Origin of the sequence: Roseomonas alba, from assembly GCF_019430885.1 — a bacterium.
GTDB lineage: Bacteria > Pseudomonadota > Alphaproteobacteria > Acetobacterales > Acetobacteraceae > Neoroseomonas > Neoroseomonas alba.
On sequence record NZ_JAHYBZ010000008.1, the window covers coordinates 114,459 to 132,855 of the forward strand.

At 71.1% G+C, this 18,397-nt stretch carries 19 protein-coding genes; 12 read left to right on the forward strand and 7 right to left on the reverse strand.

Annotated features, from left to right (window positions below):
* Positions 1 to 180: 180 nt before the first annotated feature.
* Entirely contained in the window at positions 181 to 1,377 is a 1,197-nt protein-coding gene (gene zigA / locus KPL78_RS21885; RefSeq protein WP_219765104.1) for a zinc metallochaperone GTPase ZigA, read from the reverse strand.
* Positions 1,374 to 2,012: a DUF1826 domain-containing protein gene (locus tag KPL78_RS21890; protein WP_219765105.1), complete on the reverse strand. Its 639-nt coding sequence runs from the start codon at positions 2,010 to 2,012 to the stop codon at positions 1,374 to 1,376. The genes zigA and KPL78_RS21890 overlap by 4 nt, the downstream gene beginning before the upstream one ends.
* A gap of 113 nt (positions 2,013 to 2,125) precedes the next feature.
* Between KPL78_RS21890 and KPL78_RS21895 the strand changes: the two genes are divergently transcribed.
* Entirely contained in the window at positions 2,126 to 2,653 is a 528-nt protein-coding gene (locus KPL78_RS21895; RefSeq protein ID WP_219765106.1) for an AAA family ATPase, read from the forward strand.
* 26 nt (positions 2,654 to 2,679) lie between these two features.
* On the opposite strand, the gene KPL78_RS21900 is transcribed toward KPL78_RS21895, so the two are convergent.
* Both KPL78_RS21900 and aroA read right to left on the reverse strand, forming a co-directional pair.
* Positions 2,680 to 3,324: a (d)CMP kinase gene (locus KPL78_RS21900; RefSeq protein ID WP_219765107.1), complete on the reverse strand. Its 645-nt coding sequence runs from the start codon at positions 3,322 to 3,324 to the stop codon at positions 2,680 to 2,682.
* Positions 3,321 to 4,667 carry a 3-phosphoshikimate 1-carboxyvinyltransferase gene (gene aroA / locus KPL78_RS21905; protein WP_219765108.1) on the reverse strand — a complete coding sequence of 449 codons (1,347 nt, stop codon included), beginning with the start codon at positions 4,665 to 4,667 and terminating at the stop codon, positions 3,321 to 3,323. Before aroA ends, KPL78_RS21900 begins: the two co-directional genes overlap by 4 nt.
* A 93-nt stretch (positions 4,668 to 4,760) precedes the next feature.
* Here aroA and KPL78_RS21910 point away from each other — a divergent pair, with 93 nt between their 5' ends.
* Both KPL78_RS21910 and KPL78_RS21915 read left to right on the forward strand, forming a co-directional pair.
* Positions 4,761 to 5,087, forward strand: a complete 327-nt coding sequence (locus KPL78_RS21910) for a TIGR02300 family protein (protein ID WP_219765109.1) — start codon at positions 4,761 to 4,763, stop codon at positions 5,085 to 5,087.
* A 409-nt stretch (positions 5,088 to 5,496) separates the two neighbouring features.
* Complete coding sequence (locus KPL78_RS21915) at positions 5,497 to 6,213, forward strand: superoxide dismutase (protein ID WP_432761289.1); 717 nt, start codon at positions 5,497 to 5,499, stop codon at positions 6,211 to 6,213.
* Positions 6,214 to 6,230: 17 nt separating this feature from the next.
* Here the strand turns inward: KPL78_RS21915 and KPL78_RS21920 are convergent, their stop codons facing one another.
* On the reverse strand, positions 6,231 to 6,785 hold the full coding sequence (locus tag KPL78_RS21920; RefSeq protein ID WP_219765110.1) for an AAA family ATPase: 555 nt from the start codon (positions 6,783 to 6,785) through the stop codon (positions 6,231 to 6,233).
* Positions 6,786 to 6,883: 98 nt separating this feature from the next.
* Here KPL78_RS21920 and KPL78_RS21925 point away from each other — a divergent pair, with 98 nt between their 5' ends.
* From KPL78_RS21925 to KPL78_RS21950, 6 genes are all read left to right on the forward strand, one after another.
* A complete protein-coding gene (locus KPL78_RS21925) occupies positions 6,884 to 8,119 on the forward strand; it encodes an argininosuccinate synthase (RefSeq protein ID WP_219765111.1) in 1,236 nt (411 codons plus the stop codon).
* Between the two features lie 195 nt (positions 8,120 to 8,314).
* Positions 8,315 to 8,878, forward strand: coding sequence for a hypothetical protein (locus tag KPL78_RS21930; protein WP_219765112.1), 564 nt, complete (start codon positions 8,315 to 8,317; stop codon positions 8,876 to 8,878).
* Complete coding sequence (gene addA / locus KPL78_RS21935) at positions 8,875 to 12,366, forward strand: double-strand break repair helicase AddA (RefSeq protein ID WP_219765311.1); 3,492 nt, start codon at positions 8,875 to 8,877, stop codon at positions 12,364 to 12,366. The genes KPL78_RS21930 and addA overlap by 4 nt, the downstream gene beginning before the upstream one ends.
* Before the next feature lie 390 nt (positions 12,367 to 12,756).
* Positions 12,757 to 13,713, forward strand: a complete 957-nt coding sequence (locus tag KPL78_RS21940; RefSeq protein ID WP_219765113.1) for a Bug family tripartite tricarboxylate transporter substrate binding protein — start codon at positions 12,757 to 12,759, stop codon at positions 13,711 to 13,713.
* A 7-nt stretch (positions 13,714 to 13,720) separates the two neighbouring features.
* Positions 13,721 to 14,317, forward strand: a complete 597-nt coding sequence (locus KPL78_RS21945; RefSeq protein WP_219765114.1) for a hypothetical protein — start codon at positions 13,721 to 13,723, stop codon at positions 14,315 to 14,317.
* Complete coding sequence (locus tag KPL78_RS21950) at positions 14,314 to 14,700, forward strand: DUF6841 family protein (RefSeq protein ID WP_219765115.1); 387 nt, start codon at positions 14,314 to 14,316, stop codon at positions 14,698 to 14,700. Before KPL78_RS21945 ends, KPL78_RS21950 begins: the two co-directional genes overlap by 4 nt.
* Before the next feature lie 75 nt (positions 14,701 to 14,775).
* Here the strand turns inward: KPL78_RS21950 and KPL78_RS21955 are convergent, their stop codons facing one another.
* Entirely contained in the window at positions 14,776 to 15,630 is an 855-nt protein-coding gene (locus KPL78_RS21955) for an NHL repeat-containing protein (RefSeq protein ID WP_219765116.1), read from the reverse strand.
* A gap of 136 nt (positions 15,631 to 15,766) precedes the next feature.
* On the opposite strand from KPL78_RS21955, the gene KPL78_RS21960 reads away from it, so the two are divergent.
* The 3 genes from KPL78_RS21960 to KPL78_RS21970 all read left to right on the forward strand — a co-directional run bounded on the left by KPL78_RS21960 (position 15,767) and on the right by KPL78_RS21970 (position 17,872).
* Positions 15,767 to 16,555 carry a hypothetical protein gene (locus KPL78_RS21960; protein WP_219765117.1) on the forward strand — a complete coding sequence of 263 codons (789 nt, stop codon included), beginning with the start codon at positions 15,767 to 15,769 and terminating at the stop codon, positions 16,553 to 16,555.
* Positions 16,556 to 16,991: 436 nt separating this feature from the next.
* Positions 16,992 to 17,528: an NUDIX hydrolase gene (locus KPL78_RS21965; protein ID WP_219765118.1), complete on the forward strand. Its 537-nt coding sequence runs from the start codon at positions 16,992 to 16,994 to the stop codon at positions 17,526 to 17,528.
* Positions 17,525 to 17,872 carry a hypothetical protein gene (locus KPL78_RS21970; protein WP_219765119.1) on the forward strand — a complete coding sequence of 116 codons (348 nt, stop codon included), beginning with the start codon at positions 17,525 to 17,527 and terminating at the stop codon, positions 17,870 to 17,872. The genes KPL78_RS21965 and KPL78_RS21970 overlap by 4 nt, the downstream gene beginning before the upstream one ends.
* Before the next feature lie 148 nt (positions 17,873 to 18,020).
* Here the strand turns inward: KPL78_RS21970 and KPL78_RS21975 are convergent, their stop codons facing one another.
* Positions 18,021 to 18,302, reverse strand: a complete 282-nt coding sequence (locus KPL78_RS21975; RefSeq protein WP_219765120.1) for a BolA family protein — start codon at positions 18,300 to 18,302, stop codon at positions 18,021 to 18,023.
* Positions 18,303 to 18,397: the final 95 nt, after the last annotated feature.

The window sequence follows — 18,397 nt, forward strand, 5'->3', positions numbered from 1 at the left end:
TTCCAAGTGCTCCAAGCACTTGGCGGGGTGGTTTGGAGGGGCAGAGCCCCTCCAACGGCGGCAGCGGAAGTATCAGGACAATCCGTTCAGCCTTTGGCGGAAAAGCGTTCGGAAGAACAAGGTGCCCCCGTTACGGGACGAGCCAGAACTTCGCCCCCATGAGACCGCGCACCTCCAATCTCACCACTGCGGGAACGGATCCGGCAGCTTCGCCCAACCCTTCTCCCCGGTCTTCATCTCCGCATCCGTCAGCAGGCAGGCGTCGAGGTCGCGCCGCAGCGCCGCCTCATCCATCCCGACGCCGATGAAGACGATTTCCTGCCGCCGGTCGCCCCAGGGTTCGACCCAATGCTGCTGCACGCCGGCACGCCAGGCGGGATCCTCGGGCCAGCGGCTGCGCGGCTGCGCGGCCCACCACAGGCCGGCCGGTTCGTGCCGTCCCACCCGGCCAGCGAGGTGCCATTCGCCGGCCCAGTCCAGGCGACTGGCCAGCCAGAAGAAGCCCTTGGCGCGGATCACGCCGGACAGGTCGCTTTCGATCAGCCGCTTGAACCGCGCCGGATGCAGCGGGCGGCGGGCACGCCAGACGAAATTCGTGATGCCGAATTCCTCGCTTTCCGGCAGGTGGTTGCCGGACAGCGCCTGCACCCAGCCGGCGGCCTGGCGCGCGGCGTCGTAGTCGAAGCGGCCGGTGTCGATGATGCGGTCCATCGGCACCTGGCCCTGCACGCAGCCGACGATCTCGGCATTCGGATTGAAGGTCGCGATGATGCCGGCGAGGCGCCGCAGATCGGCCTGATCCACCAGATCCGCCTTGTTCAGCACGATCAGGTCGGCGAATTCCACCTGCTCGACCAGCAGGTCCACCAGCAGGCGGGTGTCGCCCTCGCCGGCCGTCTCGCCGCGCTTTTCCAGCGTGTCGGCCGAGCCGTAGTCTTCCAGCCACGCCTTGGCATCGACCACCGTCACCATGGAATCGAGCCGCGCGACATCGGCGAGCGAGAACCCGTCCTCTGTCCGAAAGTCGAAGGTGGCGGCAACGGGCATGGGTTCCGCAATGCCGGTGCTCTCGATCAGCAGTGCGTCGAAGCGGCCATCCTGGGCGAGCTTCGCGACCTCCTGCATCAGGTCCTCGCGCAGGGTGCAGCAGATGCAGCCGTTGGACATCTCGACCAGCTTCTCCTCGGTGCGGGAGAGCGTGCCGGTGTTGTCCACCAGCGCGGCGTCGATGTTCACCTCGGACATGTCGTTGACGATGACGGCGACGCGCCGACCCTCGCGATTGGTGAGGACATGGTTCAGCAGCGTGGTCTTTCCGGCCCCCAGGAAGCCCGAGAGCACGGTGACGGGCAGGCGCGTATCGGCAGCGATGGTCATGCGAAGAACCCTGGTTCGTCGATGCAGAGGAGCAGCCGCGCGCGCCGGTTCTCCGGCAAGCGGCTGACGGGTGGGGATCGGTGCAGGCAGCCGGCGGGTGGCGGCGGGTCGTGGCGGCTGCCCTTCAGCAGCGCGACGGCGCAGGCCGGCGCCTGGTGCGGTGCGGCGCAATCAGGCCCGCACATCGTCCATTGCGTGCCGGCACCGCGATAGGTGCAGAGCAGCCGCAGCCCGACCGAATCGAGGTGGAAGCGCCGGCAGGAATCATGCGTCACGCCCTCCAGCCGGATGCGCACATGCTCCTGGCGCGCGATCGCCGCGAAGACCCGCGCGAGCCACAGCACGTCCGCGGCGAGTTCCGTCGGCGCGGGATGCGGCAGGGCAGCCATGACGCTGTCCAGGGCTTGCTCGGGCGTTCCCTCGGCCACGGCGGTGAAGGGCGCGGCTGCGAGCAGCGACGCGGTCAGGCGCCGCCAGCCTGAGGGTTCCGGCCTCAACCACAGGGCGAGCGCGACCTCGGGGCGTGCGATTTCGAGAAGGACGGCTTCATCGGCGCTGGAGGCCGCGCAGGCCATCGCGACGGCTTCCGAGCTCAGGCCGCTGGCGGGGGGAAAGACCTCGCAGAGAAAGGACATGGCGGCCTCAGGGCTTCAATTTGCAATGTTATAATATTACATTGTAAGCCGCGACAAGGGGCCCCGAGACCCACCCCATGACAACCGCGCCACGACGGACATAGAAGTCGGGCATGGAATTGGTCTTCCTCTACGGCCAAGCCGCGGCAGGAAAGCTTACCGTTGCCCGGGCCCTCGCCGATCGCACCGGTCTGCCGGTGTTCCACAATCACCTCGTCGTCGACGCCGTCCTGGCCGTCTTCCCCTTCGGCTCGGACGAATTCCGCACCCTGCGCGAGAGGTTGTGGCTCGACGTGATCGGGACAGCGGCGCGGGCCGGTCGGTCACTGATCTTCACCTTCGCGCCGGAGCCGACCGTGCCGACGGAATTCCCGGGGCGCGTCCAGGCCAACGTCGAAGCCGTCGGCGGGCGCGTCACCTATGTGGCCCTGACCGTCAGCCCCGAGGAGCAGGAAAGGCGCATCGACGCGCCATCGCGCGCCGCCTTCGGCAAGCTCCGCTCGGTCGCGATGCTGCGGGATCTCCGGGATTCCTTCGACGCCAGCATGGCTCGGATGCCACCGGCGACCCTGACGATCGACACCGACGCCGTGACACCGGAGGCCGCGGCGGCGCTGATCGCGGCGGCCATGGCGCGCTGATCCTGCCAGGCAACGCGCAACGCCCGTCAGATCGCCGCCCGACCCAGCCGCGCCTTCACCAGGTCGATCGCCGCAACGAAGGCCGCCTCGGCGTCCAGCACCGTCGTATCCAGCACCACCGCGTCATCCGCCGGCCGCAGCGGCGCCACGGGCCGGTTCGCGTCCTGCGCATCGCGGTCGCGGATCTCGGCTTCCACCTGCGCCGGGTCGGCAGCCACCCCGCGTCCCTGCAATTCCAGGAAGCGGCGGCGGGCGCGTTCCTCGACGCTCGCCGTCACGAACAGCTTCACCGCGGCGTCCGGGAACACCACGGTCCCGATGTCGCGCCCGTCCAGCACCGCCCCGCGCTCCCGCCCGAAGCCTCGCTGGAAATCGAGCAATGCCGCGCGCACCGCGGGAATGGCGGCGACAGCGCTGGCCGCCATGTCCGCCATGGGGCCGCGCAGGTCGTCGCGTTCGAGGTCGGCGGGCGACAGGCTGCGCGCGGCCTCCTCGGCCTGCCTTGCGTCGCGCGGGTCGGCGCCGGCATCCAGCACCCGCCGCCCCACCGCCCGGTACAGCAACCCGGTGTCGAGATAGGGCAGCCCCAGCGCCGCCGCGAGCCGCCGCGCGAGCGTCCCCTTGCCCGCCGCCGCCGGGCCGTCCACGGCGATGACGGTGCCGGGCGTCATGGCGCGGCCAGGGCCTCGGTACCGGCCAGCCCGTTCATCAGCATGGCGAAGCCGGGGAAGGAGGTGTCGATGAAGGCCGCATCGTCCGCCGTGACCGGCGTGCGGGCCGCCAGGCCCATCACCAGCGCCGACATGGCGATGCGGTGGTCCATGTGGGTTTCCACGGTGCCGCCGCCGGGGATGGCGCCGCCGGTACCCTGGACGATCAGGTCGTCGCCCTCGATCTCGGCGGTGATGCCGTTCACCGCAAGCAACGCGGCAGTGGCGGCCAGCCGGTCGCTCTCCTTCACCCGCAATTCGGCGAGGCCCTTCATGCGCGTCGTTCCGCGCGCGGCCGCGGCGGCCACGGCCAGCACCGGATATTCGTCGATCATCGACGGCGCGCGCCCGGGCGGCACGGTCACGCTGGTGAGCTCCGTGTATTCGGCGACCACATCGCCCACGGGTTCGCCGCCGGCGATGCGCTCATTCTCGATACGCAGGGCGGCGCCCATCTCGCGCAGGGTGGTGAACAGGCCGGTCCGCAGCAGGTTCAGCCCGACATTCTCCACCACCACGCGCGATCCCGGCACCAGCAGCGCCGCGACGATCGGGAAGGCCGCCGAGGACGGATCGCCCGGCACCAGCACCGGGGCCGCGATCAGCTCCGGCTGGCCTTCCAGCAGGATCACCCGGCCATCCGGCGTATCCTCCACCGACACGGTCGCGCCGAAATGGCGCAGCATGTTCTCGGTGTGGTCGCGGGTCGCTTCCTTCTCGACCACGCGGGTTGTCCCCGGCGCGCAAAGCCCGGCCAGCAAGCATGCGCTCTTCACCTGGGCCGAGGGCACCGGCACCACATAGTCCAGCGGCAGCGGATCGACCGCGCCCCGCACCGCAAGCGGCAACCGCCCGCCCTCCCGCGTCCAGAAGGTCGCGCCTGTCGCCGAGAGCGGATCGGTCACGCGCTTCATCGGCCGCTTCCGCAGGGACGCATCGCCCGTCATCACCGCGAAGACCGGATGCCCTGCCAGCAGCCCCAGCAGCAGCCGCGCCGCCGTGCCGGAATTGCCCATGTCGAGCACATCCGCCGGCTCCACCAGCCCCCCCACGCCGCGCCCCGACACGCGCCAGGCGCCGGGGCCGGTATTCTCCACCTCGGCACCCAGGGCGCGCATCGCGGCGGCGGTGCGCAGCACGTCCTCGCCTTCCAAAAGGCCGGTGATCTCGGTGGTGCCGACGGCCAGCGCCCCGAACATCAGGGCGCGATGGCTGATCGACTTGTCGCCTGGCACGGCCAAGCGTCCGGCGAGCGGAGCACCCGGCGCGCGGGCCTTGAGGGGACGAGGATCTGGATGCGACATGGCGCGGCGTTTGACACGGCCGGGCAGGGCGTGGCAATGCGCCCGACCCTTTGCGATTGGCGCATCCCCGGTGCGCGCAAGACGGATTGACCCATGGCAAAGCCTGAACTCGGCCTGAAGCGGACCTGTGTCGCGTGCGGCACCCGATTCTACGACCTGACCCGCACCCCGGCCGTCTGCCCGAAATGCGGGACGGAACAGCCGGCCGAACAGCCGCGCCTGCGTCGCGCGGCCGCCGTGCCCCTGCCCGACGAGAAGCTGAAGAAGCGTGCCGCCACCCCCGAGGCAGAAGCCGACGACATCGAGGTGGAGGACGTGGAAGGCGACGAGGCGATCGAGGACGCGGAAGAACTCGAGGACGACACCGAGGATCTCGGCGAGGACATCGAGGTCGAAGCGGACCGCGACGAGGAAAGCTGAGGGCGCCGTTCCGCACGCGCGGAGCCTTGGCACCGTCGATCGGAGAGGGGCCTCACCCTCTCCGCCCCTTGGCGGCGGCGCCGCCAAGCCCGCCAAAGGCCGCGACGCCTTCGGAAATCTTGCATGTTACGCCGGGCATCACAGGCTGGAACGGCGAGCGGGCGCGTGGCGCGTGCCACGGCCGAACGCGAGACGCAGCGCGGGCACCGCGCGCGTCGGCGCCCCGGAAGGGACGCTTCGGCGAACTCTGATCAAGACCCCTCGGTTCGCGATTGAAGGCCAGGCTCCGCCCGCCTCCAAGGTCCGCCACAACAGGAACCGGCTCTCGCCACCCAATCGTTCCGTTGACGCGGCGAGGCCAAGTGCCATCTACCCCAGGCGTTGAACCACCGAAGGAAACGCCTCCGCCATGACGTCTCGCCGCAACCTGTTCCTGGGGGGCGCCGCTATGGCGGCTGCCGCCATGGTCCGCCGCCCGGCCTATGCCCAGGCGCCCTCCGGCCCCTTCACCCTGCCGCCCCTGCCCTATGCGCCGAACGCCAACGAGGCCGCGATCGACGCCATGACCATGGAAATCCACCATGACCGGCACCACGCGGCCTATGTCGCCAATCTGAACGCCGCGGTGAAGGATCACTCCGCCCTGGCGCAGATGTCGGTGGACGAGATCCTGATGCGCCTGTCCCAGGTGCCCGACACGGTGCGCACGGCTATCCGCAACAATGGCGGCGGCCACGCCAATCATTCCATGTTCTGGGACCTCATGGGCGGGACGGGCGGCGAGCCCTCCAGCGACCTCAAGGCCGCGATCGACCGCGACCTGGGCGGGATGGACAAGTTCAAGACGGACTTCAACACGGCCGGGACCCGCGTCTTCGGCTCGGGCTGGGTGTTCGTTGCGGTCACCCCGGACGGCAAGCTCTCCCTGGCGTCGAAACCCAACCAGGACACGCCGCTGATGGATGGCGGACGGGTGCTGATGGGCAACGATGTGTGGGAGCACGCCTATTACCTGCGCTACCAGAACCGCCGCGCGGATTACCTGGCCGCGTGGTGGAACGTGCTGAACTGGGACAAGATCGGCGAGCGGTACGCGGCGGCGAAGGCCGGAACGCTTCGGGTCTGACGGCGCCGACCCCCGGGCTATCCCGGCGGGCCGATCACCGCCCCGATGAAGGCCGCGCGGTCGGCCACGGTTGAACGCGGGAGCTCGATGAGTTCGTAACCGAGCTCCCCATAGACCTGGATCATCGCCTCGCAGGTGCGGCGCGCCGTCTCGCCATCCTGCCGCCTTTCCGCATCCTGCCGGTAGATAGCCGGCCAGGGCGGAGCGATGAAAACCTGCCGGGCGTAGCGGACCTGCCCGGCGGCGCGCATCACGTGGTCCGGTACCGGCAGCCCCTCCAGCCGCAGATAGCCCACGACATCGGGCACGCCGCGGTCGAACAGCACGGGCCCGGCCAGGCGATGCGCCATCGCGTGGGACCGCAGCTCCCAACCCAGCATCATCTCCGCGAAGAGCGCCCGGTCGCGCCAGGGCAGCGCCGGGCCGTCGATCGCAGTCTGCGCCTGGATGATGCCCCGCCCGGCCTCCGGCACATGGGCGTAGCCGCGGCCCGCCAGATGTTCGATCAGCGTCGTCTTGCCGGAGCCCGGCCCGCCGGTGATGACAAGGAAGCTTGGTTCATGCGTTGCCATGATGGCTCCTGCGAAAGGGGGTTTTCGGCCCGGCCGGCCTTGCCTCCCGCCCCGCCCAGCGCCATACCGCCCCGGATTTGCAAGACTGGGAGCGCCCGATGCGCGTGAAGGACGTGAAGAAGGTCGTGCTCGCCTATTCCGGCGGGCTCGACACCAGCGTGATCCTGAAGTGGCTGCAGACCACCTACCGATGCGAGGTGGTGACCTTCACCGCCGATCTCGGCCAGGGTGAGGAACTCGGCCCGGCGCGCGAGAAGGCCCTGCTGCTCGGCATCAAGCCCGAGAACATCTACATGGACGACCTGCGCGAGACCTTCGTGAAGGACTTCGTCTTCCCGATGTTCCGCGCGAACGCCCTGTATGAGGGCATGTACCTGCTCGGCACGTCCATCGCCCGTCCGCTGATCGCCCAGCGCCAGATCGAGATCGCCGAGGCCGTCGGCGCCGATGCCGTCGCCCATGGCGCGACCGGCAAGGGCAACGACCAGGTCCGCTTCGAGCTGTCCTATTACGCGCTGAAGCCGGACATCAAGATCATCGCCCCGTGGCGCGAATGGGAGCTGACCAGCCGCACCAAGCTGATCGAGTTCGCCGAGCAGCACCAGATCCCCATCGCCAAGGACAAGCGCGGCGAGGCGCCCTTCAGCGTCGACGCGAACCTCCTGCACTCATCCTCCGAGGGCAAGATCCTCGAGGAACCGTGGGACGCGCCCGATGAGATGGTCTGGCAGCGCACCATCAGCCCGATGGACGCGAAGGACGAGGTCACCGAGATCACCATCGAGTTCGAGCATGGCGACGCGGTCGGCATCAATGGCGAGCGCCTGTCGCCGGCGACGCTGCTGACGAAGCTGAACGCGCTCGGCAAGGAGAACGGCATCGGCCGGCTCGACCTGGTGGAGAACCGCTTCGTCGGCATGAAGTCCCGCGGCTGCTACGAGACGCCGGGCGGCACGATCCTCTACGTCGCGCATCGCGCCATGGAGTCCATCACGCTCGACCGCGAGGCCGCGCATCTGAAGGACAGCCTGATGCCGCGCTATGCCGAGGTCATCTACAATGGCTTCTGGTTCAGCCCGGAGCGCCGTATGCTCCAGGCCCTGATCGACGAAAGCCAGAAGAGCGTGACCGGCACCGTCCGGCTGAAGCTCTACAAGGGCAACACCATCGTGACGGGCCGGCAGTCGCCGAACAGCCTGTATTCGATGAAGCATGTCACCTTTGAGGACGATCAGGGCGCCTACGACCAGTTCGACGCCCAGGGTTTCATCAAGCTGAACGCGCTGCGCCTGCGCCTCGGTGCCATGGCCGGCCGTCGCGGCGGCGCGCTGTAAGAAGCGGGGGCTCTGCCCCCGCACCCCCGCCGTGACTTCGGCACCCGGCCGGATGGGCTCTGCCTGTCCCACCGCTGCGCCTTGGTGAAAGACAAAAGAAGGAGGGGGTGCGGGGGAGTTCTCTCCCCCGCCCTTGGTTCCACCTCTGCCAGCCGTGCTCTACTCTCGGGCGACCGATTCACCCGAGGAAACCCCATGCGCGGCCCCGCCCTTCGTTCCGCTGTCTTCGCCGCCCTGCTGTTCGGCGCCGTGCCCGCCTTCGCGCAATCCGCCTGTCCGGGTCAGATCTCGGCCAATGTCTTTGCGCCGGTGCCGCGGGACGCCGCCATCGCCGTCGCGGACCGTCCCGGCGGCAGCCCCAATGACCGCCTGTTGCGGGAGGCGGTGCTCGGTGCCCTAGCCAATCATGGGCGACGGGTCGATGCGAATGCGCCCTATGTCCTGTCCTGGCGCGGCGGCACCTCGATCGAGGGCGACAATTTCGGCGCCTTCCAGGACGACCGTCCGGGCCGCACCTTCCGCGAGAGCGACGACGTGACCTGGGCGCAGAACGCGCCCCGCATGGGCGGGCGCAGCACGCCGACGATCCGCGTCTCGGGGACTGTTGATCTGCGCGACCGCACGACCCAGCGCATCGTCTGGACGGCCTTCGTGAGCTGCAGCCGGCAGGGGCGGGGCGATGACGCGGCGCTGTTCGCCTTCCTGGCCAATGCGGTGGCGCCGTATATCGGCCAGCCGGCGGCGGGGCGCCCCTTCTGAACGCGGCGCCGACCCCGCGCGAGCGCGCCGAGCAGGCGCAGTCGCGGGCCTCCGACCCTGCGGCCTCAGCCTGGGTGGAGGCCTCGGCGGGGTCGGGCAAGACCAAGCTGCTGACGGACCGGGTGCTGCGCCTGCTGCTGGCCGGCGTGCAGCCCGGGCGCATCCTGTGCCTGACCTTCACCAAGGCGGCGGCGGCGGAGATGGCGACGCGCCTGGCGCGCGCGCTGGGCGGCTGGGCGACGACGGATGACGCGACGCTGGCCCCGCTGATCGGCAGGCTGACGGGGCGCACCCCGGGGCCAGAGGAGCTGCGCGAGGCGCGGGCGCTGTTCGTCCGCGTGCTGGAACAGCCGGGCGGGATGCGGATTTCCACCATCCACGCCTTCGCGCAGTCGCTGCTGCGCGCCTTCCCGCTGGAGGCCGGCCTCGCCCCGCAATTCGCGGTGGTCGAGGAACAGGAAGCGCGGACCATGCTGGCGCGGGAGCGCGAGGCGGTGCTCGCGGCCGCGCCGGATCGCGAGGCGCTGACCAACCTCGCGCGGCTGGTGCCGCCGACGCGCTTCGCCGAGGTGGTCGGCACGCTGGCGCAGGATCGCGGCAAGCTGCTGCGCGCGGTCGAGGCGCGGCAGGGGCTGCGCGGGCTGGAACCGGCGCTGGCGCGCCGGCTGGGCCTGGCGCCGGGCGAGACGCGCGAGGACGCGCTGATCGCCGCCGCCTGCGACCCCGATGCCACGCCGCTGTCGCGCGCCGGGGCGCTGCTGCGCGCCAGCGGCAATGCCAATGACCAGGAGCGCGGCGCGGCCATCGCCGCCTGGCTGGCGCGCGACCTCGCCGGCCGGGCCGCGCAGTGGGAGAGCTGGCGCGGCATTCTGCTGACGAATGACGACGCGCCGCGCAAGCGCTTCGCCACCAAGCAGGCCGGCGCGGACGCCCCCTGGATCCAGGACACGCTGACCGCCGAGGCCGAGCGCGTCGCCGCCGTGCAGGAAGCGCGCGCCGCCGCGCGGCTGCTCGCCGCGACGATCGCGCTGCTCGCCATCGGCACGCCCGTCCTGCAGCGCTACGACGCCGCCAAGCGCCGCGCCGGCATGCTCGACTATGACGACCTGATCCGCGGTGCGGAGCGCCTGCTGGAAGACCCCGGCAGCGCCTGGGTGCTGTTCAAGCTGGATGGCGGCCTGGACCACGTCCTGCTGGACGAGGCGCAGGATTCCAACCCTGACCAATGGGGCATCGTGCGTGCCCTGACCTCAGAATTCTTCGCCGGAGAGGGCGCGCGGGAGGACGGCCGCAGCATTTTCGCCGTGGGCGACGAGAAGCAGTCCATCTACCGCTTCCAGGGCGCGGATGCCGAGGGCTTCGCGCGGGAACGCGGCCATTACGCGCAGGTCGTCCCGGAGGCGCAGCGCGAGTTCCGCCCGGTCACGCTCGACGTCTCTTTCCGCTCCACCGCGCCGGTGCTGGCCCTGGTCGATGCCGTCTTCGCCGAGGGCGAGGCGCGCGCCGGCGTGGTGGCGGAGGGCGAAACCCTGCGCCATTTCGCCGACCGCGCCGGCCATGCGGGCGAGGTCGAGCTGTGGCCGCTGCTGACCGCCGACGCGGCCGCCGAACCCCCGCCCTGGGCACCACCGGACAGCCCCGTGGATGCGGAAGGCGCGCCGCAGCGCCTCGCGACGCTGCTCGCGCAGCGTATCCACGCGATGGTCGCCACCGAGACGCTGCCCGCGCGCGTCGATACCGGCCGCGGCGACCAACAGCCTGCGGGCCGGCGCATCCGTCCCGGCGACATCCTCGTGCTGGTGCGCGCCCGCGCCCGTGGGGGCTTCGTGCCCGCCCTGGTGCGGGCGCTGAAGGACCTCCGCATCCCGGTCGGCGGCGTGGACCGCATGGTGCTCGCCGAGCAGATCGCCGTGCAGGACATGCTCGCCCTGGCCGATGTGCTGCTGCTGCCGGAGGACGATCTCTCCCTCGCCGCCCTGCTGAAATCGCCGCTGGTTGGGCTGGAGGAGGAGGAACTCTTCGCCCTCGCCCAGCCGCGCGGTGGTGCGCTGTGGTCGGCGCTGGCGGCGCATCGCGGGGGTGATTCCCGCCTCGGCCGCGTCGCGGATTGGCTGGATGCGTTGATGAAGCGGGCGGATTTCGCCACGCCGCACGCGCTCTTCGCCGGCGTGCTCGGCGCGCCGGGGCCGATCGACCCGCGCGGCGGGCGGGCGCGGATGCTCGCGCGCCTCGGCCCCGATGCGGCCGATCCGCTGGATGAGTTCCTCAACGCCGCGCTCCAGCACGAACGCGCGCATCCGCCGTCCTTGCAGGCCTTCGTGCAGCAGCTCCGCCAGGGCGGCGCCGAGGTGAAGCGCGAGGCCGAGGGCGCCGGCGATGCCGTGCGCATCATGACCGTGCATGGCGCGAAGGGCCTCCAGGCGCCCATCGTCATCCTGCCCGACACCACCGCCGAACCGCGCGACCGCACCACCCTGCGCTGGCTGGAACCCGACCTGCCCGCCTGGGCCCCGCGCCAGAAGGGGTTCGACGCCGAGGCGCTGGCCGCGCGCCGCCAGGACGACCAGGACGCCGATGCGCGCGAACGCCACCGCCTGCTCTACGTGGCCCTGACCCGCGCCGAGGACCGCATCATCGTCTGCGGCTGGCAAGGCAGCGACAAGGTTCCGGACGGGTCCTGGTACCGTCTGGTCGAACGCGGCTTCGACCGCTTGGCCGCGACCGCCGCGCCCTTCGACCCCACCACCTTCGGTGCCGCGCCCGGCCTGTTCCCGCCCGACGCCACGCTGCGCCGTTTCGATTGCGGCCAGGCCGCCGCTCCGCGCGAGGAGGACCCGCCCCGCGCCCGCGTCGCCGCCACCGCCCTGCCCGCCTGGGCCCACCGCCCGGCCCCGATCGAGGCGCCCGAAGGCGCCATCGCCCCTTCCTCCCTGCCCGGGGAGGAGGAAACCCCCGCCGCCCCGCCACGCCCCTCCGACGATCCGCGCGGATTGCGCTTCCGCCGCGGCCGGCTGGTCCACGCACTGTTGCAGCACCTGCCCGACCAGCCGCCGGCCCAGCGCGCGGAGATGGCCCGCCGCTTCCTCGCCCGCCCCGGCCATGGGCTGGACGAGGACGAACGCGAAGCCGTGCTCGCCGAGGTCCTGGCGCTGCTCGCCGACCCGATGCTTGCCGCCGCGCTCGGCCCCGACAGCTTGGCGGAAGCCCCCCTCGCCGGCCGCGTGGGCGAGACGCTGATCGCCGGCCAGGTCGATCGGCTGCTCGTCACGCCTGATCGCGTGCTGGTGCTGGACTACAAGACCAACCGCCCCCCGCCCGCTGCCGCGGAAGCGGTCGCCCCGCTCTACCTGCGCCAGATGGCGGCCTATCGCACCTTGCTGCGCGCCGCCTTCCCCGGCCGGCACGTGGACTGCGCCCTGGTCTGGACCTATGGCGCGCGGGTCATGCCACTGCCCGACGCACTGCTGGACCGGCACGCACCGAAGTAATCCAACCGCTCTCACTCATCCCCGGCGTGGCTGGAAGAGTGGAGGGGCTCTACCCCTCCAAACCACCCCGCCATCGGGGTCCCAATGACGTTGCCGTGCAACGCCCCTGGTGCTTGGAGCACCTGGACCGCAGGCATTTGGTGCTCGGCGGAAAGCCCGCATCGCCCCCTCGCAACGCGCTTCGTGCGCATGCGCCGGTTTCGGCGTTGCTTCTGCCAGCGGCGCCCGGCGCCAGGTTGAGGTTTGCAAAGGCCCTTCGGCCTTTGCTGGGGTGAGCCCGAGAGGGGCAAAGCCCCCTCTCGGTTCCACAGATCAGGACAAGGCGCCCGCCGACCGCCCCCCTTCTCAAACACCCCGCCTCGTCGCAGCATCCTCCCCGGAGGAAACACCATGGTCGGACGCCGGGCCCTGCTCGCCGCATCCGCGTCGCTGCCTGCCGCCCGGGCGCTCGCGCAGCAGCGCCCTCTGCGCATCATCACGCCCTTCGCGCCAGGCGGCGCGACCGATGCCCTCGCCCGCCTCGTCGGCCTGCGCATCACCGCGCTCACCGACCAGACCGTGGTGGTGGAACCGAAGCCGGGTGCCGGCGGCGACCTCGCCATGCAGGCCGCCGCCGCAGCGGAGCCCGATGGCCATACCCTCGTGCTCGGCAGCGACTCCTCCTTGGTGCGCAACCCGCTGCTGCGCCGTGCGATTCCCTACGACCCGGACAAGGATTTCGCCCCCATCGGCCGGCTCGTCATCTCCTGGTACGCGATCGCCGTGCATGCCTCGGTGCCGGCACGGACTGTCGTGGAGTTCGTCACCTGGGCGAAGGCGCATCCCGGCCGCGTGAACTACGGCTCGGCCGGCCCCGGCACCCTCGCCCATGTGATCGGGGAGATGATGAGCCAGGGCCTCGGCCTGGACATGCAGCACATCCCCTATCGGGGCGCGAACCCGGCGCTGCAGGATCTCGTGGCGGGCCGGCTGCAATTTTACGCGGTCTCGGCAGGCGGCCTGCTGCCGCTGCTGCGCGAAGGCAGTGTGCGCGTCCTCGCCGTCACCGGCCCGGCGCGCCAGGCCGCCCTGCCCGATGTCCCGACCATGGTCGAGGCCGGCTTCGCCGAATACGACCACTCCGCCTTCTACGCGCTCTCGGCCCCGGCGCGCGTCCCGCAGGCTTTCGTCGATCGCACCGGCGCGCTGCTCGGCCGCATCATGGCGGAACCGGATACCGCGGAGCGGCTGCGCAGCCTCGCCTTCGACCCGGCCTTCCTCGGCCCCGAGGCCTTCCGCGCCTTCCTCGCCGCCGAGCGCATCCGCTGGCGCGACATCGTCGCCCGCACCGGCCTCACCCTGGAGTAACCACCGCATGCCCCTGCTGCGCTTCGAGGAATTCACAGCGCAACCGCGCCGCGCGGCCGCGCTGCACGCGAAGCTCGGCACCGTGCCGGGCGGGCGCATGTTCGGCCTCTGGCGCGCCCAGATCGGCCCGAGCATGAACCGGGTCACCCGCGCCTCGCTCTGGCCCGGCGAAGCGCCGCCGACGCCCGAAGCCGAGGACCCCGACGTCGTTCACGTGAACACCCGCATGCTGGACATCCTCACCCGCGGCGAGACCCCGCCCGACCCGGCGCGCGGCGGCATCGTCACCCATCGCTGGTTCATCCTGCCGCCGCAGCATGTCGCCGAGATGGTCGCCATCACCACCGAGGCCTGGACCGGCTTCGAGGGCGACACCGGCAGCGAGCCGCTCGGCCTTTGGCAGGACCGCGCCGAAAGCGAACCCGCGCATGTGCTGCTGATGACCTGGTACCCGTCGCTCGCCCATTGGGAGCAGAGCCGCTTCTGGAACAGCGCCGCCGCCGGGCCGGACCAGGCGCGGCGGGCGAAGTGGGGCGCGCTGTTCGCCCGGCGCCGCGCGATGCTGCTCGACACCTGGGTCACCGTGCACGGAACCGAAGCATGAGCGACACCGACATCGCCGCCGCCCGCGCCGCCATGGACGGCTTCATGGAGGCCTTCAGCGCCGAGGACGCGGAGGCCATCCGCACGCGCTGGTATCACTTCCCCCATGTCCGCTTCCACAGCGGCAAGGTCACGGTCTTTGAGCGCCCGGAGGATTTCCACTCGATCGTCTTCGACCGGAAAGGTCAGGCCCGCGAATGGGCGAAAAGCGCCTGGGACTACGTGGAACTGGTCGATGCCGGGCCGGGCAAGGTGCATTTCCGCGTGCAGTTCAGCCGCTTCCGCGCGGACGGGTCGCGGATCGGGTCGTACAAGTCGTTCTACATCGTGACGCTGAAGGACGGGCGCTGGGCGATCCAGGGGCGGTCATCCTGGGCGGAGTAGGAAAAAGAAAGAACGGGGGAGGACACCTCCCCCGAATCCCCCTCCGTTTTCTGGATACTGGCGCCCGCGGAAACGTCAGTCTTCCACGGGGATGAGGCAGGTCAGGCGCGACGGGTTCTGTTCCGAGAGGAACAGGCGGCCATCCGGGGCGCGCCACATGCCGTGCGCGCCGTTCAGCACGGGACGGCAGCGGCCGAGGATCGTCCCGTCCGGGCCAAGCAACGACAGTTGCGGCACCTGGTCCGTCACATAGAGGCCACCACCCGGCGCACCATGCACCGTCATCGGCTTGTGGTTGCCGCGCCAGTCATCCAGCCACGACCCGTCCGCGCTGAAGACCTGCACGCGGTTGTTCTCGCGGTCCGCCACCGTCACGCGGCCATCGGGCAGCACCCAGACCGAATGCGGCGTGGTGAACTCGCCGGGGCCCGAACCCTCGCGCCCCCAGCGTCCCATCGGCGTGCCCTCGGCGGTGAAGCGGTGCACCACGGACGCCGCGTATCCATCCGCGACATAGATCGACCCGTCCGGCCCGAAGGCCACGTCGCAGGGCGCGTTGAAGGGCTCGCCCGGATAGTGCCGCCGGCCAATCCCGCCCAGACGCTTGCCCTCGCGCGAGAAGACGATGACCTCCTGCGCATCGCGGTCGACCACGAAGACGCGACCATCGGGATGCACCGAGAACATGTGGCCATCCGCCACCTCGGCCCCGCCCCAGGCATCGACGCGGCGCCCATCCGGGGCCAGCACCACCACCGCCGGATTCTCCGCATCGACCATCGGATCCTGGCGCAGCAGGACATAAACGCGGCCCTCGGCATCGCAGGCCACGTCGCTCGGCCCGCCACAGCCTTTCGGCACCTCGCCCCAGGGGCGCTCGACCCGATACCGCGTCTCGCCGAGACGAACGAAGAGTTGATGGCGTGCCATAGGACCAGGCCCCTGTGTCGAAGGCGCGCAGCGTGGCGCGAGGGTGGCACGGGGGCAACACGCCGCGCCGTGACGCCGGTGCGGTTCCCGGACCGCCGTGGCTGCTCTACCCTGGAATGAGACGAGGAGACACGCCATGCCGGTCCGCCGCTTGCCCTACCGTCCCGCCATGCTGCTGCTCGGCCTCGGCCTGCTGGCGGGTTGCGAGCAGGCGACGAGCACGGTCGGCGCCGCTGCCGGCAGCGCGGCGGGCAGCGCCGCCGCCGGAGCCGTGGCGGGCGCGGTGGGCGGCCCGGCCGGGCAGATCGCCGGCGGTGTCGCCGGTCAGGCCGCCAGTGCCGGCACCACCCAGCTCGTCCGCATGTCCACCGCCGCCGCCCAAGGCGCCTGGGGCGCCGTGGCGCAGGAACCCGTCGCCGCCTGCACCGGCCCCGCCGACAAGCCTTGCGCCGAGGCGCAGGAACTGCGTGCCCGCGCTTGCCGCCGGCAGGCTGCCACCGTGCCGACCGACCAGCGCGCCGGCTATCGCGATTGTGCGGTGACCGCGGGCCAGGCCGCGCTCGCTGCCAGCGGAGCCAATACCCAGGACGAACGCAACGCGTGGCGCGAGGAACTCCTCGCCGCCATCTACGACCGCCGCGCCGTCCAGCCGCGCGCCAGCATCTGCCCCGACAACGACCTGATGCGCAGCGAGGCCGACACGCTGCTGCGCGATTCCCCCGGGAACGCCTCCGCCCGCTTCCACGGGGCGAGCGCGCGCATGATGGGTGTCTCCGTCTCCTGCGGCGCCGACGATCAGCGCTGCAGCGACCTTGCCGAGGCGTCCCGCCTGCTGAACCCGCCGCAATCCGACCCGCGCTGGAGCCAGACAGCCGAAGGCGTGCGGACGCTCCAACGCGTGGTGGTGGGCTGCCCGGGAGCGTGAGGCGCGGGGACGGTCGCCCAGTACGTCCGCTGTCGCAGTTGGAGGGGCTCTGCCCCTCCAAACCACCCCGCCACCGGGGTCCCATTGACGTTGCTTCGCAACGCCAATGGGTGCCCCTAGTGCTTGGAGCACTTGGAACGCAGGCACTTGGTATGGGGCACTAAGGTCGTGCCCTTCCCCTTGAAGTGGGCTACGGGCGCAAGGGCGGGCGTCGGCGTCTTTCCTGGCAGCAGCGCACCGCACCAGGTATCGGTTTCCAAAGGCCCTGTGGCCTTTGGTGGGGTGAGCCCTAGAGGGGCAAAGCCCCTCTCGGTTCCACAGCGCACAACCAAGTACCTCCGACATCTGAGCCTCGCTCGCCCGCGCGGCCCGGCCGCCTCCCGTTGAAACACGGCGCCCCTTGCGTCGACGCGGGCTGCGCGCCCATCTTCCTGCCATGTCCCGTTTCGTCCGGCGCGTCCCGGAAGGCGATGATCGCGAGCGTCTGACCTGCCCGGATTGCGGCCATATTGCCTATGAGAACCCGAAGGTCGTGGTCGGCTCGGTCGTCGCCGAGGGCGATGAGATCCTGCTCTGCCGCCGCGCCATCGAGCCCCGGTCCGGCTTCTGGACCATCCCTGCGGGCTACATGGAGATGGGCGAGACGGTCGAGGAAGGCGCCCGCCGCGAGGCCTGGGAGGAAGCGCGGGTGCGCATCGCCCTCGATGGCGTGCTTGCCGTCTATTCCATCGCGCGCATCGGCCAGGTGCAGGTCATCTTCCGCGCCCGCTTCGAGAAACCCGGCTTCGAAGCCGGCCCGGAGAGCCTCGAAGTGCGTCGTTTCGCCTGGGACGACATCCCATGGGAGGAGATTGCCTTCCCCTCGACGCGCTGGGCGCTGAAGGCTTGGCGCCAGGGCCGCACCAGCGATGTCGCGCTGAATCCGCCCGAGGATCCGCGCGGCGTCCGGCCGCTGCCGGGCAGCGCGGCATGATCGCGCGCCGGACCTTCGCCGCCGCCGGCCTCGCGCTGATCGCCATGCCGGCCCTGGCCCAGCAGGCGTCGCGTGCCGGCCGGCAGTCGCAACTGCCTCTGCCCTTGCCGCCGCCACCGCCGCCGGACCCCGACGACCTCAGCGAACCCGCCCCGGTGCCGAACAACAACCTCGAAGCGCCGCGCGATCGGGCGGATACGTCGCGGCCCCAGATCAACCCGACGCTGATCGATCCGGACGATCCTCAGGCCGCAACGAGCCACGATTCCAACAGCCTGCGGGCACGGGAGGACCGGCTGCTGCGCAACCCCGCGCCGGGCGCCCGGCTGCGCCTGCCGTTTTGACGCCCGGGAAGCTGCTTGGAGTGACCGGCACCGGCCCGCGCCCCCACCCGGCCAGCCACGTCCGTATCCTGGAATGGGCGGCCGGGTGGGGGTGCGGGCCGGTGCCGGTCATGGAAACGCGCCGGATGGCGCATTTCCCAAGCGACTCTCAGCCCTTCGCCGCTTCCTCCGGCGTCAGCAATCTCAGCGCCAGCGCATGCATGCCGCCGGAGAATTCCGCGTCCAGCGCCGCATGCGCCGCGCGCGATCGTGCCACGCGCGACTGCCCCGCGAAGGCCGACGAGACCACCAGAACGGAGAAATGCGTCTCGCCTTCCGGCCGTGCCCCGGCATGGCCGGCATGGCGATGGCTGTCATCGGCCACGGTCACGCGGGCGGGAGCGAAGGCGGTTTCAAGGGCGGTACGGATGCGATCGGCGCGGGTCGTCATGATGCGTGCTTCTCCTGCCTCTGCACTGCGCTGCCAAGGGGCCATCGCCGCTTGCGGGACGCGCCGTGGCCTCCCATAACGGGCGAATGTCCCGA